Origin of the sequence: Ruminococcus sp., assembly GCF_045129435.1 — a bacterium.
GTDB lineage: Bacteria > Bacillota > Clostridia > Oscillospirales > Acutalibacteraceae > Ruminococcoides.
The window spans coordinates 1-24966 of sequence record NZ_JBGVJL010000068.1 but is presented as its reverse complement, the minus strand read 5'-3'; the positions used below and the strand labels follow the sequence as shown (position 1 = coordinate 24966).

General features: G+C 39.7%; 18 protein-coding genes. 13 read left to right on the top strand and 5 right to left on the bottom strand.

The window, feature by feature from the left end; all coding sequences use genetic code 11:
- Positions 1-482 precede the first annotated feature (482 nt).
- Positions 483-1931 carry a leucine-rich repeat protein gene (locus tag ACJMMI_RS03430; protein ID WP_405353586.1) on the top strand — a complete coding sequence of 483 codons (1449 nt, stop codon included), beginning with the start codon at positions 483-485 and terminating at the stop codon, positions 1929-1931.
- Between the two features lie 737 nt (positions 1932-2668).
- On the opposite strand, the gene ACJMMI_RS03425 is transcribed toward ACJMMI_RS03430, so the two are convergent.
- Positions 2669-3514 (bottom strand): haloacid dehalogenase-like hydrolase, encoded by an 846-nt coding sequence (locus ACJMMI_RS03425; RefSeq protein WP_405353583.1) that lies wholly within the window; start codon positions 3512-3514, stop codon positions 2669-2671.
- 10 nt (positions 3515-3524) lie between these two features.
- The gene (locus ACJMMI_RS03420) at positions 3525-4502 is read right to left on the bottom strand and encodes a peptidylprolyl isomerase (RefSeq protein WP_405353580.1); all 978 of its coding nucleotides are present in this window, start codon (positions 4500-4502) and stop codon (positions 3525-3527) included.
- A gap of 235 nt (positions 4503-4737) precedes the next feature.
- On the opposite strand from ACJMMI_RS03420, the gene ACJMMI_RS03415 reads away from it, so the two are divergent.
- Positions 4738-5382 (top strand): methionine synthase, encoded by a 645-nt coding sequence (locus tag ACJMMI_RS03415; protein ID WP_405353577.1) that lies wholly within the window; start codon positions 4738-4740, stop codon positions 5380-5382.
- On the top strand, positions 5372-7759 hold the full coding sequence (locus ACJMMI_RS03410) for a homocysteine S-methyltransferase family protein (protein ID WP_405353575.1): 2388 nt from the start codon (positions 5372-5374) through the stop codon (positions 7757-7759). The genes ACJMMI_RS03415 and ACJMMI_RS03410 overlap by 11 nt, the downstream gene beginning before the upstream one ends.
- A gap of 19 nt (positions 7760-7778) precedes the next feature.
- On the opposite strand, the gene ACJMMI_RS03405 is transcribed toward ACJMMI_RS03410, so the two are convergent.
- Positions 7779-8492, bottom strand: a complete 714-nt coding sequence (locus ACJMMI_RS03405; RefSeq protein WP_405353592.1) for a metallophosphoesterase — start codon at positions 8490-8492, stop codon at positions 7779-7781.
- A 402-nt stretch (positions 8493-8894) separates the two neighbouring features.
- Between ACJMMI_RS03405 and ACJMMI_RS03400 the strand changes: the two genes are divergently transcribed.
- From ACJMMI_RS03400 to ACJMMI_RS03360, 9 genes are all read left to right on the top strand, one after another.
- On the top strand, positions 8895-10763 hold the full coding sequence (locus tag ACJMMI_RS03400) for a polysaccharide biosynthesis protein (RefSeq protein ID WP_405353572.1): 1869 nt from the start codon (positions 8895-8897) through the stop codon (positions 10761-10763).
- A 32-nt stretch (positions 10764-10795) separates the two neighbouring features.
- Positions 10796-12625 carry a glutamine--fructose-6-phosphate transaminase (isomerizing) gene (gene glmS / locus ACJMMI_RS03395; protein WP_405353569.1) on the top strand — a complete coding sequence of 610 codons (1830 nt, stop codon included), beginning with the start codon at positions 10796-10798 and terminating at the stop codon, positions 12623-12625.
- A 229-nt stretch (positions 12626-12854) separates the two neighbouring features.
- Positions 12855-14894, top strand: a complete 2040-nt coding sequence (locus tag ACJMMI_RS03390; protein ID WP_405353566.1) for a hypothetical protein — start codon at positions 12855-12857, stop codon at positions 14892-14894.
- A gap of 15 nt (positions 14895-14909) precedes the next feature.
- Positions 14910-16181 (top strand): dihydroorotase, encoded by a 1272-nt coding sequence (locus ACJMMI_RS03385; RefSeq protein ID WP_405353589.1) that lies wholly within the window; start codon positions 14910-14912, stop codon positions 16179-16181.
- A gap of 36 nt (positions 16182-16217) precedes the next feature.
- On the top strand, positions 16218-17195 hold the full coding sequence (locus ACJMMI_RS03380) for an aldolase catalytic domain-containing protein (RefSeq protein ID WP_405353564.1): 978 nt from the start codon (positions 16218-16220) through the stop codon (positions 17193-17195).
- Between the two features lie 104 nt (positions 17196-17299).
- On the top strand, positions 17300-18232 hold the full coding sequence (pyrF, locus tag ACJMMI_RS03375; protein WP_405353561.1) for an orotidine-5'-phosphate decarboxylase: 933 nt from the start codon (positions 17300-17302) through the stop codon (positions 18230-18232).
- A gap of 127 nt (positions 18233-18359) precedes the next feature.
- Positions 18360-19445: a 3-phosphoserine/phosphohydroxythreonine transaminase gene (gene serC, locus ACJMMI_RS03370; RefSeq protein WP_405353559.1), complete on the top strand. Its 1086-nt coding sequence runs from the start codon at positions 18360-18362 to the stop codon at positions 19443-19445.
- Between the two features lie 33 nt (positions 19446-19478).
- A complete protein-coding gene (locus ACJMMI_RS03365) occupies positions 19479-20633 on the top strand; it encodes a 3-phosphoglycerate dehydrogenase family protein (protein WP_405353557.1) in 1155 nt (384 codons plus the stop codon).
- Between the two features lie 166 nt (positions 20634-20799).
- Positions 20800-22185: an MATE family efflux transporter gene (locus tag ACJMMI_RS03360; RefSeq protein ID WP_405353554.1), complete on the top strand. Its 1386-nt coding sequence runs from the start codon at positions 20800-20802 to the stop codon at positions 22183-22185.
- Between the two features lie 564 nt (positions 22186-22749).
- Here the strand turns inward: ACJMMI_RS03360 and ACJMMI_RS03355 are convergent.
- Both ACJMMI_RS03355 and ACJMMI_RS03350 read right to left on the bottom strand, forming a co-directional pair.
- The gene (locus ACJMMI_RS03355; protein ID WP_405353551.1) at positions 22750-23139 is read right to left on the bottom strand and encodes a hypothetical protein; all 390 of its coding nucleotides are present in this window, start codon (positions 23137-23139) and stop codon (positions 22750-22752) included.
- A 131-nt stretch (positions 23140-23270) separates the two neighbouring features.
- Entirely contained in the window at positions 23271-23720 is a 450-nt protein-coding gene (locus ACJMMI_RS03350) for a MerR family transcriptional regulator (RefSeq protein ID WP_405353548.1), read from the bottom strand.
- A gap of 215 nt (positions 23721-23935) precedes the next feature.
- On the opposite strand from ACJMMI_RS03350, the gene ACJMMI_RS03345 reads away from it, so the two are divergent.
- Positions 23936-24966 (top strand): class I tRNA ligase family protein (locus ACJMMI_RS03345; protein ID WP_405353545.1); only part of this gene is annotated, 1031 nt, incomplete at its 3' end.

Below are 24966 nucleotides of genomic sequence, written 5' to 3'. Positions count from 1 at the left end.
ACAACCTTTGAAAAAGGTTGACCAAATTTTTATTTTCGAGTATAAAGTCCGCAATAATTCAAGCAAAAATTTCCCGACCGTTACAAACCATAATTTATCAATGTTACTCCAATATTAAAAACAGAACCGTAAATAATAATGGCTTTTTGTGTTGCTGTCGCAGTTATAAAGCTTTCGCCTTTGTGTTCAAGCCGCCAAACAGCAAGCTGTTTGGCTATCATAATTTTGCGTTAGCTAAAAGCTTTGTGGACTCTGTCCACACCTGCAACCTTAAAAAAGGTTGACCCAATTTTTATGTTCGAGTAGAAAGCGTAGACAATTTCAAAACTTTTAACTCCCGACTGTTACTAAGTCATTGTTGGGAAGAAGAAAATTACTTTTGCAAACTGTTTTTTCGTAATAAAAATCATAATTTTGCATTGACAAAAATTCACAAATATTCTATAATTATTACAAATTTTATAGATGAGAGGTATAGATTTATGAAGATAAAAAAGATGTGTTGTGTTGCTCTTGCGGTATCTATGCTTGCAACCGGCTCGGCAATGCTTACTGCAAATGCAAATGAGCTTGAAAGCCATATGCTCGGCGATGTGAATTTTGACGGAAAAGTAAATGTTGAAGATATTGCCGCTCTTAATGATTATCTTAATGAACAATATAAGCCGGACTGTACCGACTCTGTATTTGCACAGGCTGCGGATTTAAACGGTGACGGAAAGGTTGATTTTTCAGACCTTAATGCCTTTATTGATGAGTATATAAAGAGAAAGCAGGAAGTTGGCGATGTAAATTTAAACGGTGTGGTAGATGTTAATGACGCTACCTATGTTCAGCAGTACCTTGCAGATGATATTGCTGATTTTAATATATCTAACTTTTTGTCTGCTGATTTTAATAATGACGGTCAGATTTCGGTTAATGATGTTACTTATATTCAGAACTACCTCTCAGGCGGAAAAGCGGAAGCTATTACTCAGGAAGTTAAAGATAATGATGCAAAATATAGAAAAGCATACTCAAAATACTTGACATCAGATGTATTGGCAGCTATGAAGGGATGCTATTTAATTAAAAATGATGAAAGTGTCATGAAAATGGGGGATGGAATTTATTTTAGAGATTCTACTTGGCTCTATCATTATGTTGCAGTAAAAAATAGATGGGATAGCGGTTTAAGGGTTATTGGTACATACGATCTTAAAAATAAAGATGTTGTGTTTCCATCTAAAACAGATGGTGGTGTTACTGTAAATGGCATTGAATCTGCTTTTTCTTCTGTCCAGGGTACATGTTTAGGTAGCAGCGAAGTGTACGAAAAAGATGCATTGGGATTTTCTTTTGCTACCAATAGTAAATTTTATTTTTCTGATTATTATGGTCTTGTATTAAATTCAGCTTTCATTCCGTCTGGCTATGATGTTGGCAGAGATAGCTTTAAATCAAATTTAGGTTTACAATATGTTTTCTTATCTGACAATGTTACACTACATGAGAGATGTTTCTATGGTGATAGTAATTTAAAACAAATTAAATTCCCTAATACGATTACCAAAATTTCTGATGATGTTGTATCGGGTTGTGAAAATTTAACTTATGTAAAAATTCCTGATAGTGTTAGAAAGATAGGTTCTGGTGCTTTTATGGGTACTGGTTTATCAAAAATAATCCTTGGAAAAAATGTTGAGGTTATAGAAGATTCCAGTTTTAAAAATACTTCTCTTAAAAAAGTTTATGTTTATAATCCTACAATGACTATAGGACCAGCAGCTTTTTATAACGACAATATGATTACTAATGGATACATTAACCCTAACTGTACGTTTTACGGTTATAAGCCTTCTACATTGTTGGAATGGTTGCAAGAGGAAAAAACAGATTTTGATGAGTTTAGGGGACCAATGGTTTATAAGTTTGCTTTAATTAAATAAAAAATTGTCATTAAAAGATGCAAGAGGAACAGTATGAAGTATTGTTTTTCTTGCATCTTTGTTGTATAATTAATTATATTCAATACAAATAACAACACCCCGACAGCTAACTGTCGGGGTGAAACTTTTGTGATTTGGTTCTTTTTCGGTAGTTGGGGAATTATGGTTTAGCAACGGTCGGGAAATTTTCTTTGAATCAGCACAGACTTTATACTCGAAAATAAAAATTTGGTCAACCTTTTTCAAAGGTTGTGGGTGTGGGCAAAGCCCACAATACTTTAAACTAACGCAAGGCTTTGATAGCCAAACAGCTTGCTGTTTGGCGGCTTGAACACAATAGTGAAAGCTTTATAATTGCGATAGCAACAAAAACAGAAATGATATTCTTTTTATTTTTTTATAAATCATTTCTTATTAAGAGGCTGTCGCCTGTTTTGTCAAACTTTGCTTTAGCACACAAACAGCGTTGCTGTTTGTGCCTTACAAATTGCAATGGAAACAGCTTTTCTTGGGCGTTGCCCAAACCCACGAGCCTTTAAAAAGGCTCGACCTAAATTTCTTTGTCCGAGCAGAAAGTGTAGGCGATTTCAAAACTTTTAACTCCCGACTGTTACTAAGTTATTGTCGGGAAGAAGAAAATTATCATTTTGCAAACTATCTTCTCGTAATAAAAAACATAATTTATTAATATTACTCCAACATTGATTACGGAGCCTATGCTTGAAATTGTCCGAAAATCAAGTATTAATCTCGTGCTTTTGTTTTGAGTATTCTCTGTAGAGGGTTTCGCTGATTGACATTTTACTTATAATGTTCTTTACTGTTGCGTCAAGTCCGCTGTTCTCGCTGTAATCGGCAGGGTAGATATAGTCAACTCTGCCTCTCCTGAGCAGATCCTCCACCTTTGAATCCTTTTTCTGATACACCGCAATGGAGTAACCACCGTAGGCTTTCATCATCTTCATACATGGCACATCAGAAAGTCCGTCGCCTATGTAAATCATATTGCAGAACGGAATACGCTTGCTGTCGTCGGGCATTGATTTGTTTAGGTCATTGTCATTGGCAACATCAAGCACACCTTTGTTTATGCGATATACAAACTGGGTTTTGTTGGTATAATTAACATCGGTTTTGGGCCACACGCCGTTGCCGTTTTCGTCATAAAGAAACTCGCAGGCGAAAATGCTCTTGAACTCGTTTGCAATCTGAGTGCCCTCAATGATTTCTTTCAGACCGGAGGAAATAACATAATGTTCAACGCAAACACCCTGCTTTTCACCAAAGCTGTTGATTCGTGCAAACCAATCTGTCACGCCCTCAAAAAGCTCAACCTTTTTGCCTGTTTCCACAAGCTTTTGCCTGAGCAGAGGAATTTTTTTATCCTTAGAAAATTTCACCATTGCATACATATATGCAAGAATTGAGTCCATATGCTCTTTTTTGCCGATTTCGTTGGTATAGCTCCAGAACTCGTCCTCGGTTATGCCAAGACTCGGAATAAAGCCATATCCCTGCATATCTTTTGTACAAAGAGTTTTATCAAAATCATACATTATTGCAATTATAGGCTTTCCGTTCATAATTAACCTCTTACTGTGCTGAATAGGTTGTAATTTCTACAGAAGAAACTGTAATGTCCTCTGTCGGCTTGTTTGTAGATGAGTCAACATTTACTGCGGCAATGGCATCTACTACATCCATACCCTCAATTACCTGTGCAAATACTGTGTGACCTCTGTCAACCGCATTGTAAGCACCGTCAAGATAAGGATTGCCGCCGTTGTCATCATAAAGCTTTTTGATTTCATCGCTTACAACCTCTGTGTTGTAGCAGAATGTGCCGTACTGCTGAACAAAAGCAGAGAAAAGCTCACTGTCCTTGTAGTTCTGAAGCTGAGCCTTGATGTTTTCCCATTGACTTTCATAGGCAGAGAAACCGCCGTTGTTTTTGTAAGCCTGTGGTGTGGTTTGGTTGATGAAGAAATGACTTCCGTTTGTGTCAGGGCCGCTGTTTGCCATTGAAACCGCACCTCTGATATTGAAGAGCTTGTCGCAAAATTCGTCCTCAAAGCTTTCGCCGTAGGAGCTTGTGCCGCCTGTGCCGTCAGCGTTTTCGTAGTCACCGCCCTGAATCATAAAATCATTGATTACACGGTGGAAAATTGTGTTGTCATATTTGCCCTCTTTGGCAAGGTTAATAAAGTTTGTAACGGTTTTTGGTGCTTGGTCTGCAAAAAGGCGAAGTTTAATGTCACCTTTTGAGGTGTGCATAATTGCGATAGTGTCACCGTCTTTTGGTGCGTCAAGCTGAAATCCTACAGGATTGCTGTCATAGTTGATTGAAGGATTGATGCCAACGGTTGCAGGCACAATGCCCATATCTTCAAGTGCAGATACGGCAGGCTTGCCAACCTTAGCCTCGTCACTTGTTGCAACGGCTGTTGTGGTTGCCTGCGGTGCTGAGCTTTCAGACTCGCTTTTGTCATTTGAACAACCGACTGCAAAGGCAGGGATAAGTGCAAGTGCCGCAATAAGGCACAATGTTTTTTTTATTCTGAATGTATTCATAGTGTAATAATTCCTTTCGGTACATATTTATACATTTTAATCATAACATACTTTAATAAAAAATGCAACTTTTTAAGTAAAACAGCCGTTTTTGTGGCTTTTAAGATTAATTAAAAAATAATTACCTGTATTGTTTTATTTACGGTTGTGTGTTACAATAATGTTTAGCAATGTGGTCGGAATTGCTGTTTTAAGCAAAACTGTAATCGCCGCATTGATGTATAGGGGTTTTATTATGATAAAATTAGAAAAGCTAAACAGGGGTGAGGCAGTGCGCTATCTTGGCGGTGCAGGTATTCAGCTTAACTACCGAATGGATGTACTGATGAACGAGTGTGAAAAGGCTGTGCTTGAAAAAGCTACGCCAAAATACTTATATATAGAAAAGGATTTGCCTTGCGACGCTATTATGGGCGGAAACGATATAAAAGCTCATCTTGACGGCTGTGAAAAGGCAATTGTTATGTGTGCCACTATTGGTGCTGAGGTTGACAAGCTTATCAGAATTTCTCAGATTTCAGATATGGCTCGTGCTGTGGTTATGGACAGCCTTGCAAGCGTTGCCGTTGAGCAGGTTTGCAGTAGCTTTGACAAGCTTATGGCTGAAAAATACAGCGACTACAATATGACATTCAGATTCAGTCCCGGTTACGGCGACTATCCTATAGAACTTCAAAAGACTATTATTCAGATGCTTGACGCACCTAAGAAAATCGGTCTTTGCACCAATGAAAATTTTTTGCTTACGCCCGCTAAGTCGGTTACTGCGGTAATGGGACTTTCTAAAAATCCGATTGAGAGAAAAAAGCGTGGCTGTGCTATCTGTAATATGAGAGAAACCTGTAAATTCAGAAGAAAGGGGCTTCATTGTGGGGTTTAGAGAATTATTAAAGGAAAAGGAATTTATTATACTTGACGGTGCAACAGGCACTATGATTCAGAAAAGCGGCGTTCATTATGACGAAGTGCCGGAAACACTCAACATTACACATCCGGAGCTTATTGCGTCTTTTCACAAGGCTTATGTAGATGCCGGTGCTGATGTTGTATATGCCAACACTTTTGGTGCGAATGCGTATAAGCTTGAGGGCTGTGGCTACAGTGTTGAAGAAATTGTAGGTGCAGGTGTCAGCATTGCTAAAAATGCGGTAGGCGACAGGGCACTTGTTGCTCTCGACATAGGTTCTATCGGTCAACTGCTTGAGCCTGCCGGTTCACTTACTTTTGAAAAAGCGTATGAATACTACAAACAGCTTATTCTTGCAGGCAAAGATGCAGATGTTATAGTTTTTGAAACTATGACGGATTTATATGAGCTTAAAGCTGCTGTGCTTGCAGCAAAGGAAAACAGCGACAAGCCTATATTTACCACCATGACATTTGAACGCAATATGCGTACTTTTACAGGCACATTGCCGTCTGCTTTTGCCGTAACAATGGAGCACCTCGGTGTTGACGCACTCGGTGTGAACTGTTCGCTTGGACCTGATGAGCTTGAGCCGATTGTAAGCGAGATTTCAAAATACACAAATCTTCCGATTGTAATTAAGCCAAATGCAGGCTTGCCTGACCCTAACACCAATGAATATGATGTTATGCCGGAGGACTTTGCAAAGGCCTCTCTTTCATTATTAAAGTATGGCGTAAAGGTGCTTGGCGGTTGCTGCGGTACTAATCCTGATTATATCAAGGCTCTAAAAGAGGCTCTTGCAGATAAAAAATATCAGCCATCAGAGCGTAGCGTTGATACTGTTGTATGCAGTGCAAGCTCAGTGGTAGAAGTTAATCACCCCAGAATTATCGGCGAGAGAATTAACCCTACCGGTAAAAAGCTTTTTAAGCAGGCACTTGTGGATAACAATATCGACTACATTCTTACTCAGGCGTTAAGTCAGACCGGTGCCGGTGCAGAAATTCTTGATGTAAATGTCGGTCACCCTGAAATTGACGAAAAACAGATGATGGTGCGTGTGCTTAAAGCTATTCAGAGTGTTTGTGATGCACCGCTTCAGATTGACTCTACAAAGCCTGATGTGCTTGAGGCAGGACTTCGTGCCTACAACGGCAGACCTATTGTAAACTCAGTAAACGGTGAAGAAAAGAGCCTTAGTACAGTTTTGCCTCTTGTTAAAAAATACGGTGCCTGTGTGGTTGGTCTTACACTCGACGAGGACGGTATTCCAAAGACAGCAGAGGGCAGATTTGAGATTGCCAAGAGAATTGTTGAGAGGGCAGAGGCTATCGGCATTGACAGGAGAGATATTTTCATTGACTGCCTTACAATGACAGTTTCAGCCGAGCAGTCAGCCTGCCGTCAGACTCTTAATGCCTTACACAGAGTAAAAACTGAGCTTGGCTGCAAGACCTGTCTTGGTGTATCTAATATTTCATTTGGACTTCCTAATCGTGACCTCGTTACAAGAACATTCCTTACTATGGCACTTGAAGAGGGACTTGACCTGCCGATTATCAATCCTAATATTGATTCAATTACCGGTGCTGTTCGTGCATATCGTGTGCTTGACGGTATTGATAAAAACTCAATGGACTTTATCGCCGCATACAATGACGCTGCCCCGACTGCTCCCACAAACGGCAATGCGGCAGCCGATATGGATATTATGACAGCGGTATTCAACGGACTTAAAAAAGAGGGTGCGTTGCTCACAGAAAAAATGCTTGCCGAAACCGGAGATGCCATGAAGATTGTAAACGAAATGCTTATTCCGGCTCTTGACAATGTGGGCGACGGCTTTGAAAAGAATAAAATCTTTTTGCCGCAGCTTATTCAAAGTGCAAATGCAGCTCAGGCTTGCTTTGATGTTATTAAAAAACATATTTCAAAGACAAGCGGCGAAACCGTAAGCAAGGGTAAAATTATTGTTGCAACCGTAAAGGGCGACATTCACGATATCGGTAAAAATATTGTTAAGGTATTGCTTGACAACTACGGTTATACTGTTGTTGACCTCGGCAAAGATGTTGACCCACAGCTTGTGGTTGATACAGCGATTGAGCAGGATATTAAGATGATTGGCTTGTCGGCACTTATGACTACCACACTGAAAAGTATGGAAGATACAATTAAGCTTGTACGAGAAACCAAGGAGTTACAAAATCCTGACGGCAGCAGTAAGTGCGTGATTTTTGTTGGCGGTGCTGTTCTTACCGAGGAGTACGCAATGAAAATCGGTGCTGACTACTATTGCAGAGATGCAAAGGAAAGTGTAGATACAGCTAAAAAGGTTTTAGGTTAAAGCAAAAGGGCAGTTCCGATTAGGAATTGCCCTTGGTTATATTTATTACGCAAATTTCGGGTTGATTATTAAATCTTGGAACAGGGTTTGAAACCCCGAGTCCGCCTGAAATTATCATAGCGGAGTTGTCAAAGTCAAATTCTCCTTTATCATATTGAGGAAAAAGACCTTGATTTGGTGCAATTACTCCGCCTACAAAAGGAATGCGCACAAGTCCTCCATGGGTATGGCCGCATAAGACAAGCTCAACATTTGACTCTGCAACCATATCTGTGATGTATTCGGGCTGATGATGCAAAAGAATTGAGTAGTAATTGCCGGATTGTTCTTTAAATTGTTCCCAAAAATGAGCCTCGGGTGTGTCATAGTCCGGAGCGTTAAAATCGTAATACGGATAGTCGGACAAACCGCCAATAAGAACTTTTTGACCGTTCTTAGTCGTGAAAAATGTAGATTCGTTATCAAGTAAAGTAGCACCACAGGCGGTTATATCTGCTTTGAAGTCAATTTTGTCGGCAATATCTCTTTCATGGTTGCCAAGACAGCAATAAACCGGTGCAATTTCGGAAAGCTTGGTGAGAATGTTTTTCATATTATCGTCATTAACGAATGTACGAGTTACCATATCACCGCCTACTGCGATGAAGTCAGGATTTTGCTCGGAAATTTTTTGAACAAGCTCTTTATTATTTTCACCGTATTCTTTATTGTGCAGGTCTGAGATAAAGACAATTTTTAGATTGTCGTTAAGATTAGCGGCTTTTAGATTGTATTCGGCAGTTGTTAAAAACAGATTGCTGCGTATTAATTCTCCGATTACCAGAGCAGATAAAGCTGAAAAAATAATAAAAGGTAATTTAATTTTTGCTTTTTTATAAAAATGTCCTTTTTTAAGAATAATGTTATATTGTTTATAAAATTATATTATATCTAATTTTAGTATTTGTCAAATCTGGTGAAAAAACATATATATTATCTATGTAAATAAGAAAAGTGCATTGCTTTGCAATTTGACAAAAAGTGAATTTTGATGTATAATATTGTGTATTAAATTTGTATAATATTTTTAATTTCGTAGATATGTTTATATTAAATTTTATACAATAGTAAAGATTTGCAGGGGACAATTAAAAAAATGAGAAAATTTAATTATCGCAAGGTTATCCTTGCGTTGGCTGATGTATTTATTATTGTAGTTAGCGGAATTGTGTTGAATTACGGATTATCGCTTGTTTTTCCGCAAATTTCTGAGGCAAGCAGGGGTCTTCTTTATACTATAGTAGTAAATCTTGCTTTGTGTATAATTCTTATGTTTGGTGCGGGTGCATATAAAAGACTGTGGAGATATTTTAATGTAAAGGATTATCTGGTTTGCGGTTTGGCAATGGCAGCGGGATTTGCGTTAAGCTATGTTATTATGTCAATTTTGCAGATACAGCAGTCACCGCTGTTTGTTGTACTTTACGCTGTTGTGGCAACAGGCGGTGTACTTTTGTTTAGATTATTGTTTAAACGCACCTTTCTTGACCTTACAGAGGTTGGCAGAACAGAAAATTGCGAACGTACGCTTATTGTTGGTGCCGGTAATGCAGGCAGAATGATTCTGACTGAAATTCAGAATGCAAGCTATGATGAAAACAGTCCTGCCCGTAACCTTATGGCAGTAGGCTTTGTTGACGATGACGAAACAAAGCTTAACAGAAGCATTAACGGTGTACCTGTATTAGGAGTGTGCAGAGAAATTCCTAAGATTTGCGTCGATAATAAAATTACCAATATTATCGTTGCCGTTCCGTCTTGTGAAGAAGAGGAAAAGCGTAAAATTCTTGATTATTGTTCGGAAACCGAGTGCAAAATCAAGGTGATTCCTTATCTTAGCGAGCTTCTGTTTGATGATAAGCACACAGAGCTTATTTCTCAGGCAAAGGAAATTAAGATTGCGGATTTACTCGGCAGAAAACCGATTGAATTTGATAAAAAGGAAATCAAAGAATTAGTTACCGGCAAAATCTGTATGGTTACAGGTGGCGGTGGTTCTATCGGCAGCGAGCTTGTAAGACAGATTGCCAAGTACTCACCAAAGCAGGTAATTATTGTTGATATATATGAAAATAATGCTTATGATATTCAGCAGGAGCTTGTGCTTGAGTACGGCTCAAAGCTTAATCTTGTTACATTGATTTCATCTGTTCGTGATTACGACAAAATGGAATTGATATTCAAAACATATCGTCCTCAGCTTGTATTTCACGCTGCTGCCCACAAGCATGTTCCGCTTATGGAAACTGTGCCTGAGGAGGCAGTTAAAAATAATATTTTCGGCACATATAATGTAGCAACACTTGCAGAAAAATACGGTGCCGACAAGTTTGTAATGATTTCAACCGATAAGGCTGTAAATCCTACAAATGTAATGGGTGCAACAAAAAGAGCCTGCGAAATGATTATTCAGCACAAGGCTCAGCACAGCACTCATACCGAATTTGTAACTACCCGTTTTGGCAATGTTCTTGGCTCAAACGGCTCAGTTATTCCGCTGTTTAAGCGTCAGATTGAGAGTGGTTCACCTGTAACCGTTACTCACCCTGACATTATCAGATATTTTATGACTATTCCTGAAGCTGTTTCACTTGTACTTGAGGCAGGTGCAATGGCTCATGGCGGCGAGATTTTTGTACTTGATATGGGTGCTCCTGTAAAAATTACTACTCTTGCCGAAAATCTCATCCGAATGTACGGCAAGATTCCTTACAAAGATGTTCCGATTGTTTTTACCGGCTTAAGACCCGGCGAAAAACTTTTTGAAGAGCTTTTGATGGACGAAGAGGGACTTAAATCTACTGCCAATGAAAAAATATTTATCGGCAATCAGATAAATATTAATTCAGAAGAATTGCTTAAAAAGCTTGATGAGCTTAAAAAGGTAGCAAATCATAATGACAGTGAAAAGACAGTAGAGCTTCTTGCAGATCTTGTACCTACTTTTAACCATAAGACAAACTGATAGATAATTCATCAGCAAAGGAGAGAATACATATGTGTGGTATTGTTGGATATGTTGGCCCTAAAGATTGCAGCGATGTGCTTGTAAGTGCACTTACAAAGCTTGAATATAGAGGTTATGATTCAGCAGGTATAGCTGTTTTTGGCAAAAACGGTATTGAAACAGTAAAAACAAAGGGCAAGCTTAAAAACCTTGTTGATAAAATGGAAGCAGAGGGTAAGCCTGAGGGTCATGTTGGTATTGGCCATACAAGATGGGCAACTCACGGTGAACCGTCAGATGTAAACTCACACCCACACAGCGGTGCGAGAGTTACTATCGTTCATAACGGTATTATTGAAAATTACATTGAATTAAAGGAATTCCTTACATCAAAGGGCAGAACTTTCCTCAGTGACACAGATACTGAGGTTGTAGCTCAGCTTCTTGACTACAAATACAACGGCAATCCTCTTGAAACTATTGACAGCGTAATGGCTGAGCTTAAAGGCTCATTTGCACTTGGCATTATGTTCAAGGATTTTCCGGACAGAATTTTTGCTGTAAGAAGAGAGAGCCCACTTATTGTTGGTGTGGCAGAGGGCGAAAGCTTTATTGCTTCTGATGTTCCTGCAATTCTAAAATATACAAAGAACTATTATCTTCTTGATCACGATGAAATTGCTACACTTTCTGCTGACGGTGTTTCATTTGTTGACGAGCATTTAGATCCGATTGAAAAAGAATTAAAGGTTGCTGACTGGGATATGGAGGCTGCCGAAAAGGGCGGTTATCCACACTTTATGATTAAGGAAATCAACGAACAGCCTGAGGCAATCAGAACAACTGTTGCTCCGAGAGTAAGAGATGGACTTCCTTGCCTTGAGGAATGTGGCATTACACTTGAAAAATTAAGAGAGTTTAAGTCTATTTCAGTTGTTGCCTGCGGTACTGCTATGCACGCTGGTCTTGTAGGAAAATATATTATTGAGAGCATTGCAAGAGTACCGGTTACTGTTGACATTGCTTCTGAATTCAGATACAGAAATCCTATCGTTGGCGAGGGCGACCTTGTAATTATTATTTCACAGTCCGGTGAAACCGCCGACAGCCTTGCAGCTATGCGTCTTGCAAAGCAAAAGGGTGCTACTACACTCGCTATTGTTAATGCAAAGGGCAGTTCCATTGCACGAGAGGCAGATATGCTTATTTACACTCTTGCAGGTCCTGAAATTTCTGTTGCTTCAACAAAGGCCTACATCACACAGCTTTCAGTTATGTATCTCTTTGCTTTTGAGCTTGCTCTTGCAAAGGAAACCGTAAGCGAAGCAGAGTGCAAAAGACTTGTGTCTGCACTTCTTAAAATGCCTGAGGCTGTTAAGTATGTTATTGAAACTACTGAGGAGCAGTGCAAGTTTGTAGCTACAAAGCTTATCACAACAGACAGCTTGCTTTACATTGGCAGAGGTCTTGACTATGCACTTTCAATGGAGGGCTCACTCAAACTCAAGGAAGTATCCTACATTCACTCAGAGAGCTATGCGGCAGGTGAATTAAAGCATGGTACAATTTCTCTTATTGAGGACGGTATGCCTGTAATTTCTGTTGCTACTCAGAGCGACCTTATTGCAAAAACCATCAGCAATATTGTTGAGGTTAAGTCAAGAGGTGCAATGAATATTCTCGTTTGCTCAGAGGCTTGTGCAAGAACTCTTGAGGATGGCATTGCAGATTATGTAATCAAAATTCCACAGACAGATGAGCTTCTTATGCCGATTTCTGCGGTTGTTCCGCTTCAGATCCTTGCTTATTACACAGCAGTAAATAAGGGTAACGATCCTGATAAGCCAAGAAACCTTGCAAAATCTGTTACTGTTGAGTAATAGTTTTTTTAAAACGAAACATTAGAAATTTTATCATAAAGACAAGTGACGGCGGTGCTGTTGCTTGTCTTTTTGCTTTACCGGAAATATGAAACGCTTTAGTGCTTTAAATTTGAAAAAAATCAGCGTAAATGCTCTCCTTGCCCTTGTAATTTTTACATATATTATGTATAATAAATGATGTATATGGACTTATTGACAGAATATTCTGTTTTCGGAGGTTTTTAGTATGAAAACTAAAAATATAAAAAGAATTTTTACCACATTTGTTTGTATGGCACTTGTTGCCTGCACAGCTTTGGTCTGCAATGCTGCCGGCTCAAAAATACAGATTGAAAAGCTTGACAATATGACGATTCAACTGCCGGATAATATGCTTGGCATTACAAGGGACAGTGAAAAAACCGATAAATATTTTTCGGTTTTCGGTCTTGACTATGACAAGACTATGGAGGATTTCAAGAGCAGCGATATTTTTATGCAGGCTATGGATAATCAGGCTACAACTACAGTTACCGTTACAATGACACGCAACGGCGACAGCGAGGGCATAAAAAACTACAAGCAGCTTTCAGAAGAAAAGCTTTATGAAGTCAGGGATAGCTTTATTTCTCAGGGCGAATATATCAGCTGTACTCCTGACCAGGCTCAGGATATTGTATGGCTTATGTTTGACCTTAATGTAAAAAGTGGCAGTGACAGTATAAAAGCATTTCAGGCAAATACTGTATATGACGGTATGAGCATTAATGTTACAATTCAGCATAACGGCGGTGATGTTACATCTGCCGATTATCAGACATTAAAGTCAATCATTTCTACAGTAACATTTAATTCCAAGGCAGCTCCTGAGGGAGATTTTACAAAGTATGTTTACATAGGCATTATTGCTTTGGTTATTGTTTTGTTTATCATCATTATGGTTGCAGGCAAAAAATCTAAGAAAAAGAACAAAAAGACAAAGAACGAAAAGATTCTTAAAGAGCTTACCGATAAATACAAGTCAGATAAAAAGCCTGTAAGACAGAGCAAGCCTGAGGACATTATGAGTATTTATAAAGCTTATGACGAATTGACAAATTCCGATGAAGAAATAATTAGCTCAAAAGAAATAGAAAATGACGATCCGTTTGATGACTACACAGACATCGAAGAGGAAGAGGTAAAGGTTAAGATTTACGAAAAGCCAACGGTTTCTGACGCTGAGATTGACGCTATTGTAAATGAGAGCAAGGAAAGACTTACTAACGAGGGCAAAAATGTTGAGATAATCGAAACTAAGGCTGAAAAGCTTGAGCCTGAAGAAGTGGTTGCCGAAGAACTTCAAGAGGAGCAGGAGGATTTACAGACCGAAGAGGTAGTTGATACTGTAGCAGTTGATGAATCAGAAAATGCCGAAGAAATTTCGGAAGATGCAGAAAGCACAGAGGTTGAAGCTACAGAAACCGATGAAACGGAAACAGAATCGGTTGAAACCGATGAGAATGATGAAGCTGAGGAAACCGAAGTAGTTACAACCATTGAAGACCCTGAAACAGCAGAAGTAATCGGAACAGAAACTGACGGAGAAGACGAAGAAGAAACCGATGAAATCAGCAACAATGACGATGAAGCTTACGAGGCTGCCTCTGAGGGAGTGGCAATTCCTGAGGGCAACGAGCCTATAGATGAGATTGAAGAGTCGATTGAAGAGGCTGAGGACGAGGAAGAAGAACCGCAAGAGGACGAAGAAAAACTCAGAAAAGAGGCTGAGAGAAATACTGCCGATGATTTTGACGAGGGATATGATTTCTTTGAGGAAAAACCGAGAAGAATTGTCGGAATCATAGATGTTGACAGCTCAGATCTTAAAAATGCGGTAGATTACGATGTGCTTACCGAGGAAGAAAAGAAAGCCATTGAGGTTGAAACTGCCGATGATAAAGATGAAAAGCTTGACAGCTTTATTGAAACAGCATCAAAGGCAGGAGCAGAAATCAAGAACTTCTTTGTACATTGCGGATATTTCTGCACAAATGTTTCAAGACTTATTAAGCGTAAACACGCTGCTAAAAAGCGTAAAAAGGCTGAAATGGAACGCAGAGAAAAAGAGCGTTTAAGAAGACAGCAGACTGCACAGAGGCGTGATAAGAACGGACTTGTAAAGGTGCACAGTGCCACACCGCCAAGACCACAGTCACAGCGTAAGCCGCAGTCGAGAACCAATCAGTCGACGCACAAATCTCCAAGCAGAAGACCACAGCAGAATAACACAAACAGAAGAAAGTAATCAGAGGTGATTAAAATAGAAACTTTATTAATAAAAAATGCACACATAGTTTCACCGGCAGACGAGCTTGATAATGTGGCGGATGTACTTATCAAGGACGGAAAAATTGCAGAGATTGCAGAAAATATTACATCAGACGGCAAGGTAATTGATGCTGAGGGACTAACACTTATTCCGGGTCTTGTTGATATGCATGTACATCTTCGTGATCCCGGTCAAACTCAAAAAGAGGACATTATTACAGGCTGTAAGGCAGCAGCGGCAGGCGGTGTAACAAGCTTGCTTGCAATGCCAAACACAATTCCGACTACAGATAATGCCGAAACTGTAAAATATATTCTTGACAAGGCAAAGAATGCCGATGCCAATGTTTATGTAGCTGCGAGCATTACAAAGGGACTTAAAAGTCTTGAGCCTACTGACCTTGACGAACTTAAATCAGCAGGTGCGATTGCACTTTCAGATGATGGCAGACCTGTTGAGAATACAAAGTTTTTGAGTGATGCAATGAAAAAAGCACCACGGCTTGGCGTGACGGTTGTTGCACATTGTGAGGATCTTTTCCTTGCAGACGGTGGCAAGATAAACGAGGGAGAAGTAAGCGAAAAGCTTGACATAAAGGGTATTCCTGCCGCAGCAGAGGATTGCGGTACTGCCAGAGAAATAGCACTTGCAGCGGCTCTTGGTGTGCCGATACACATTTGTCATGTCAGCACAAAAACAAGTGTTGCACTTGTAAGAGATGCAAAAAGAAGAGGTGTAAAGGTAACGGCCGAAACCGCACCGCATTATTTTTCAATGACAGAAAAGGAATTGCTTGCAAAAGACGCTGATTTCAGAATGAATCCGCCGCTTCGTACACACGAAGATGTTGTTGAGATTATAAGCGGTCTTAAAGACGGCACACTTGATGCTATAGCAACCGACCACGCACCGCACACACCGGAAGAAAAGGCTGATTTTGTGAAAGCACCAAATGGCTCAATCGGTATGGAAACCTCTTTTGCGGTGTCTTACACATATCTTGTAAAAACGGGCTTGCTCACCATTTCTGAGCTTGTAGAAAAGATGAGTACAAATCCTGCCGAGATACTTGGCATAAACGCAGGTCATATCAAGACCGGTGCTGTGGCAGACCTTGCACTTGTTGATTTGAACGAGGAATGGACAGTAGATGTAAACAAGCTTCATGGCAAAAGCAAAAATACTCCTTTCAAGGGAAAAACACTCTGTGGAAAGGTAAAATATACAATTTTGGGCGGTAAAACCGTATTTGAAGATAAATAAAATTTGTCGCTCATAGATTAAAGGAGAATCAGTAAAATGGCACAAAAAGGTGATTTGTTATCAGTAAGAGAAGACATTAGAGTTGTAGATGCTACAATTCGTGACGGTGGACTTTGCAATAATTTTGAGTTTCCGGACGAATTCGTAAAGGCTTTATATAAGGCAAATGTTAAGGCCGGCGTTGACTATATGGAGTTTGGTTATAAGGCTTCTAAAGAGCTTTTTAATGAAAAAGATTTCGGTAAGTGGAAATTCTGTAACGATGATGACATCAGAGAGGTTGTCGGCGAGAACAACACAGATTTAAAGGTTGCCGTAATGGCAGATGTTGGCAGAACAGATTTTAAGAACGATATTCATCCAAAGAATGAAAGCCCTGTTGACCTCGTAAGAATTGCCACATATATCAACACAATTCCGGCAGCAGTAGAGATGATTGAGGATTGTGCAAAGAAAGGCTATGAAACTACTATTAATATTATGGCTGTTTCAAAGGCAAGAACAGAGGATATTATCACAGCTCTTGATATTCTCGGCAAAAGCCCTGTAAATGCTTTCTACATTGTTGACAGCTATGGTGCTTTGTACCCTGAGGAGGCAAGAAAGCTTGCCGAATTATACTGCACATACGGCGAGAAATACGGCAAGGCAGTTGGCATTCACGCACACAACAACCAGCAGCTCGCTTTTGCAAATACTATTGAGGCTATGACTCAGGGCGTAAGCTATCTTGACGCTACTGTTGACGGTATGGGCAGAGGTGCAGGTAACTGTGCTCTCGAGCTTCTCTTAGGCTTCCTTAAAAATCCTAAGTACAAGGTTGACCCAATTCTCAAGATGCTTGAATATACACAGCAGTTCAGAGAATCAGGAGTTAAGTGGGGCTACGATGTTCCTTATATGCTCACAGGTCAGTACAACACTCATCCTCGTCCTGCTATTTCATTTGTTAAAGATGACAGAAAAGATTATACAAACTTTGCTCACGAGCTTTTTGACATTATCAACAGCTGATGTAGCATATAATGAGATTAAATCCATCTCCGTTTGTTAAGATTGAAAATAAAGATAAAAGTGATATCGTAAGCGTTATTACTGAAATTAAAGGAGAGTAAAAAATGGCATTTGACAGACTTATAGACAAAATCGTAGAAATGCAGAACCCTACAGTTGCAGGTCTTGACCCAAAGCTTGACTATGTACCTGAGTACATCAAGGAGGAATGTTTTGCAAAGTACGGCAAAACTCTTGAGGGTGCGGCTGCTGCATTATTTGAATTCAACAAGGCACTTATTGACGCTCTTTATGAGGTAGTTCCGGCAATTAAGCCACAGGCTGCTTATTATGAAATGTACGGCTGGCAGGGTGTAAAGGCTCTTGCAGATACCATTGCATATGCAAAGTCAAAGGGTATGTTTGTAATTACAGACGGTAAGCGTAATGACATTGGTACAACAATGGAGGCTTACGCTGCCGCTCACCTTGGCTCAACAGCAGTTGCAGGCGAAGAGGTAGAGGCTTTTGGTGCAGACGCACTCACAGTAAACGGCTACCTTGGCACAGACGGAATTAAACCTCTTGTTAATATTTGCAAGAGTGGTGACAAGGGTATTTTTGTACTTGTTAAAACTTCAAATCCAAGCTCAGGCGAATTGCAGGACAAAAAGCTTGAAAACGGCACAACCGTTTATGAGCAGATGGGCAAAATGTGTGAGGACTGGGGTACAGAGCTTGAGGGTAAGTATGGTTACTCAGGCATAGGTGCTGTAGTTGGTGCTACATATCCTGAACAGCTTGCTGAAATGAGAGAAAAATGCCCACACACATTCTTCCTCGTACCGGGCTACGGTGCTCAGGGTGGCGGTGCAAATGATGTTAAGAACGCATTTGACAAAAACGGTCTTGGTGCTATTATCAACTCAAGCCGTGGCATTATGTGTGCATGGAAAAAACAGGGCCTTACCGAGAACGATTTTGCTAAGGCTGCATATAATGAAGCTGTGCGTATGCGTGATGAAATTATCGGCTGCATAGGAGAAATTAAGAAATAATACAATAAATTGTTGTTTTTATTCTTAAAATACCAAATATTGTTGACTTTACTAAAAGTTGGCGGTATAATTTAATAGTCAGTATTAGTTTAAAACTATAAATAATATTTCAAGGGAGATTTTTAATATGGCAAGAGTATATAACTTTTCTGCCGGTCCTTCAATGCTTCCGGAGGCAGTATTAAAGACAGCAGCAGATGAAATGCTTGATTATCAGGGCAGCGGACAGAGCGTAATGGAAATGTCACACCGCAGCAAAACCTATGACAAGATCATTAAGGACGCTGAGGCTTTACTCCGTGAGATTATGAATATTCCTGATAACTACAAGGTTATGTTCCTTCAGGGCGGCGGTTCTACCCAGTTTGCTATGGTAGCACTCAACTTTATGAACAAGAACAACAAGGCAGACTACATAATCACAGGTCAGTGGGCTAAAAAGGCTTACAAAGAGGCTGCTCGTTATGGTGATGCCAAGGCTGTTGCTTCATCAGAGGATAAAACTTTCTCTTATATTCCTAAGACAGATAAGTCAATGTTCAGAGAGGACGCTGACTATGTATATATTTGTATGAACAATACTATTTACGGTACTGTTTATCATCAGCTTCCTGATACAGGCGATATTCCGCTTATTGCAGATATTTCTTCTTGTATTCTTTCAGAGCCTATTGATGTAACAAAGTTCGGTGCACTCTTTGCCGGTGCTCAGAAGAATATGGCTCCTGCAGGTCTTACAATCGCTATTGTTCGTGAGGATCTTATCGGCAATGCTATGGATATTTGCCCAACAATGCTCAACTACAAGACTCACGCTGACGCTGATTCACTTTTCAACACACCACCTTGCTACACAATTTACATTGCAAAGCTTGTTCTTGAGTGGATTAAGAACGAGGTTGGCGGTCTTGACAAGATGAAAGAGCTTAACGAGAAAAAGGCTAAGCTTCTCTATGATTTCCTTGACAATTCAGAGCTTTTCAAGGGTACAGTTGTTCCTGAGGATCGTTCACTTATGAATGTTCCGTTTGTTACAGGCAATGCTGACCTTGACGCTAAGTTTGTTAAAGAGGCTACCGAGTCAGGTCTTGTTAATATCAAGGGTCACCGTACAGTTGGCGGTATGAGAGCTTCTATCTACAACGCTATGCCATATGAGGGTGTAGTTGCTCTTGTTGACTTTATGAAAAAATTCGAGGCAGAAAACAAGTAATTCTGCTCTAATAAATTAAAGAGGATGAATACAATGTTTAATATACTTACTCTCAATAAAATTGCTGCTGTCGGCACAAGCCGCCTTGGCGACAACTACGCTTACGGTGACGATGTTCAAAATCCTGACGCAGTTCTCGTAAGAAGTGCCGCAATGCACGATATGCAGTTTGCCGATAACCTCCTTGCTATTGCAAGAGCAGGTGCAGGCACAAACAACATTCCTAAAGATGTTTGCTCTGAAAAAGGTATTGTAGTTTTCAATACTCCGGGTGCTAATGCAAACGCTGTTAAGGAGCTTGTTATTGCAGGTCTTTTGCTTTCTTCAAGAAGAGTAATGGAGGGTGCTGACTGGGCAAAGACTCTTAAGGGCAACGGTGACGCAGTAGGTAAAATGGTAGAAAAGGGCAAGAGCCAGTTTGTTGGCCCTGAAATCAAGGGTAAAACTCTCGGCGTTATTGGTCTGGGTGCTATCGGTATTCTCGTTGCTAACTGTGCTGTTGCACTTGGTATGAATGTAATCGGCTTTGATCCATTTATGTCTGTAACAAACGCTTTGAAGCTTGACCCGGCTGTTAAGCTTATGAAGAGCGGTGAAGATGTAATGGTAAATTGTGATTACCTTACAATTCATGTTCCGCTTACACCGGACACAAGAGATATGGTTGACGCTGATATGATTGCTAAGATGAAGGACGGCGTTCGCATTCTCAACTTCAGCCGTGACGGTCTTGTTAATTCAACAGCTGTTCTTGAGGCTGTTAAGAGCGGCAAGGTTGCTAAGTATGTAACAGACTTTGCAACAGACGATATTATCGGCGAAGAAAACATCATTTGCCTTCCGCACCTTGGTGCTTCTACTCCGGAGAGTGAAGACAACTGTGCTGTTATGGCTTGTGATGAGCTTAAAGAGTACCTCGAAAACGGTAACATCATTAACTCTGTAAACTATCCTGCACTTTCACTTGCAAGAGCAAATACAGAGAATGTTCGTTTCTGCGTAATGCACAAAAATGTTCCTGAACTTCTTAAAAAGATACTTTCAGAGGTAAACGGCAATGTAGAAAATATGCTTTCAAAGAGCCGTGGCGACTATGCTTATGCAATTATTGATGTTGCAGGCGGTAACCCTGAAAATGCTGCTGCTATTGCTGCTATTGACGGTGTAATCCGTGTTCGTGCTATCTGATCATAGCCAATGTCGTTGATTATTTTATCAAATAATTTAGTTTATTTGTTGAAAATCCCCTTTGACATCAGCAAAAGTAAAATAGTATAATAATAAAAGATGTGTTGCACTACTGCGTAATTCCAATCAGTAGTGCAGCACTTTTTTGTTTTATAGGGGTGTTTTTATGGAAAAAATCAAAGAAAAAGACAAAATGGAAATTCTTCCTGTTAAAAGTCTTATGCTGAGAATGGGGATTCCAATGATACTTTCAATGGTACTGCAGGCGGTCTATAACATTGTGGATAGTGCATTTGTATCTAATATGAAAGATAACGGAGAACTTGCATTAAATGCACTTACTCTTGCGTTTCCTCTTCAAATGTTGATTGTGGCAATCGGAATCGGTACGGGTGTCGGTGTAAATGTAATCGTTGCTAAAAGTCTTGGAGAGGGCAACAAAAGCAATGCTGACAAAGCCGCAGGCAACGGAATTTTTCTTGCTGTTGTAATTTATGCGGTGTTTTTATTGTTCGGTTTATTTGGGGTGAATTTGTACATCAGTACGCAAACGACAAATCAGACAGTCCTGTTGATGGCTTGCGATTACCTAAGAATTTGTTGTGTGTATTCTTTTGGACTTGTGTTTTTCTCACTTTATGAGAAGTTATTGCAGGCAACCGGTAAATCGGTGTTTTCAACTATTGCTCAGATTTCAGGTGCGGTTGCAAATATTGTTCTTGACCCTATTATGATTTACGGCTTGCTTGGCTGTCCTGAATTTGGAGTAAGGGGTGCGGCATATGCCACAATAATCGGTCAGATTATTTCGCTTGTTGTTGCCTTTTTATTTCATATTAAATTCAATAAGGATATTACGAATAATATTAAAAATATCAAACCATCTGCAAAGATGATACTGAATATTTATAAAATAGGCTTGCCTGCAATTATTGCACAGGCACTTATGTCGGTAATGACTTACGGCTTTAACTTGATTTTGGGTACGGTCAGCGAAGCAATGGTGACGGCTTACGGTTTGTATTATAAAATACAGCAGTTTATACTTTTTGCCGCATTTGGACTCAGAGATGCAATTACACCGATAATGTCATATGCTTTTGGAATGAAAAGTAAAAAGAGAATTGATGACAGCATAAAATTCGGTACGATATATACAACAGTAATAATGCTTGCAGGTTTTATTGTAATAGAAATTATCGCCAATCCTCTTTCAAGCAGTTTTGGCTTATCGGGTGAAACACAGCAGTTATGTATAGGTGCGATGAGGGTGGTTTCGGCAAGCTTTGTTTTTGCAGGAATTAACATTGCTTTTCAGGGAATGTTTCAGGCAATTAACGGCGGAATACAGTCGCTTATTGTGTCAGTTTGCCGACAACTTTTATTTGTATTGCCTCTTGCGTGGTTATTTACTTTAGTTGTAAATAATTCAAATATCGGCGAATGGCTTATCTGGCTCTCTGTACCTATAGCTGAAATTCTATCTGCTGTAATTTCGGCAGTGCTTATGAAAAAACTGTATAAGTCACAGGTTAAAAGTATTATGGCATAAAAATGGTTCTGCTTTAAATGTTGGGGTAACATTGATAAATTATGGTTTGGCAGAAAGTTTCGGATAAATAATATAAAATTTAGGTCCAGCCTTTTTAAAGGCTGGTGGGTTTGGGCAACGCCCAAGAAAGGCTGTGTCTATTACAATTTGTAAGGCACAAACAGCGTTGCTGTTTGTGTGCTAAAGCAATATTTGATAAAACAGGCGACGGCCTTTTAAAAGAAATACTACATTAATAAATAATAAAGAAGAATGGCTTTTTGTGATGCTATCGCAATTATAATGCTTTCGCCCTTTCGTTCAAGCCGCCAAACAGCTTACTGTTTGGCTATCCTAATTTAGCGTTAGCTAAAAGTATTTGTGGACTCTGTCCACACCTGCAATCTTTAAAAATGTTGACCAAATTTTTATATCCGAGTATAAAGTCTGTAATAATTCAAACAAAAATTTCCCGACTGTTACTAAACCATAATTTACCTCAACTATTGAAAAAGAGCCAAAAAATCCCTGCATATTTTGTGGTCAACATAAAATATGCAGGGAAAATTTTTTGATGATATTAAATTACTTTTGCTCTTTCATAAATGTAAAAGATGTATTATTGTCATAGGAATAGGTGAGAGTCTGTCTTGCGGCTTCGTAGCTAAGCTTTTCGCTGTTGCCGTTTAATGTTGCGTCAACGCTTGTTCCGCTGAAAACATATTTGCCTGAATAATCAACTCCGGCAAGCGTTGCGGTACAAGAGCCGTCACCTTTAAAATTAAACTCAAAATATCCGTCTTCAAGTTCAAGCTCGCTGTATTGTATGCTTTCACCGTTGATAACAGCAGAAATCGGAATCCATTTGCCCTTTAATACTGCATTTTCGCTTTTATCACCGCAACCGCTAAGCAGCATAATTACTGCAAAAAGTGATAAAAAAACAAGAATGGTGCGTTTAGTTATACATTTCATTCTGACACATCCTATTATTGATATGATATTTATATTTTATCATTTTTTGCGTTTTTAGTCAATTTGCGGAATGTAAAGTATTTCCAACATATTGCGTATATGAATGTGCAATATGTTGGAATTTGCAGAAATTACTGCTGACCTTTCAGCTTTTGCACCGCCGCCCTCAGTTCTTCCGGTAAATCTTCATTGCTTATGGTATCATGAATTTTGCATGTGCCAGCCTTTTGTGCGGTTTCGTAGTACCAACACTTGTAATTCAAAACGCCGAGAGTTTCGTTCAGCTTTTCAATCTGAGAAAGCACCGCCTCTCGTTGCTTTCTTATAAGCTCAAGTCGTTTGTCGATTGATGAATCCCCCTCAAGAGTCCAGTCAATAAAAACCTTTATATCTTTAAGCGACATTCCTGTTCTTTTAAGACATTCAATCAGCGTCAGCACCTCGTAGTCGGAATCATCAAAAATGCGAATACCGCCGTTTGTACGCTTGACATTTGGCATTAATCCCTCTTTGTCATAGTATCTGAGTGTGGAGGGCTGCATATCAAGCTTTTTAGAAATTTCACCGATTGTATATTGCATAAAAACACCTCATTGAAGTTAAAGTAAGCTATAATTATTGTAGCATTTCAAAATTTGACTGTCAACATAATTCTTATAATACAAAATGTTTTGAATATGATTAATTACTATGATTTTTTAGCTCTGCGTAATTGACAAATTGCAAGCAAAATGCGATAATATAAGGGTATATTTGTCGGGTAATCTGCCCGAATAAATTGTAAGGAGATATGATTATGGCAAAGGAGCTTGCTAAATCCTACAAACCGTCTGAGTTTGAGGACAGAATTTATGATTTCTGGATGAAGGGCAACTACTTTCATGCAGAAGTTGACAAAGATAAAAAACCATATACAATAGTTATGCCGCCGCCAAACATTACAGGTCAGCTGCATATCGGTCACGCACTTGACCTTACTTTGCAGGATACTCTTATTCGTTGGAGAAGAATGCAGGGTTATGCGGCTCTCTGGCTTCCGGGTACAGACCACGCTTCTATTGCAACCGAGGCTAAAATTGTTGAGGCTATGCGTAAAGAGGGCGTTACTAAGGATGACTTAGGCAGAGAGGGCTTCCTTGAGCGTGCTTGGGAATGGAAAAAGGAGTACGGCGGAAGAATTACCCGTCAGTTCCGTAAGCTTGGCTCAAGCTGTGACTGGGAGCGTGAACGCTTTACAATGGACGAGGGCTGTTCAAAGGCTGTTAAGGAAGTTTTTGTAAAGCTTTATAATAAGGGACTTATCTATCGTGGTGAGCGTATTATTAACTGGTGTCCGCATTGCTGTACATCAATTTCAGACGCTGAGGTTGATTTTGCAGAGCAGGAGGGCTTTTTCTGGCATCTCCGCTATCCTTTAAAGGACGGCAGCGGTTATGTTGAGCTTGCTACAACAAGACCTGAAACACTCTTGGGCGATACTGCTGTTGCAGTAAACCCTGATGATGAAAGATATAAGGACATTGTTGGCAAAACACTTATTCTTCCGCTTGTAGGCAGAGAAATTCCTGTTGTTGCCGACTCATATGTTGAAAAGGATTTTGGTACAGGTGTAGTTAAGATTACTCCTGCACATGACCCTAACGACTTTGAGGTAGGTTTAAGACATAACCTTGAGGTAATCAATGTTATGGACGATACCGCTCATATGAACGAAAATGCCGGTAAGTATCAGGGTATGGACAGATACGAGTGCAGAGATGCAATCGTTAAAGACCTTGAAGAGGGCGGTTTCCTCGTTAAGATTGAGCCACACACTCACAATGTAGG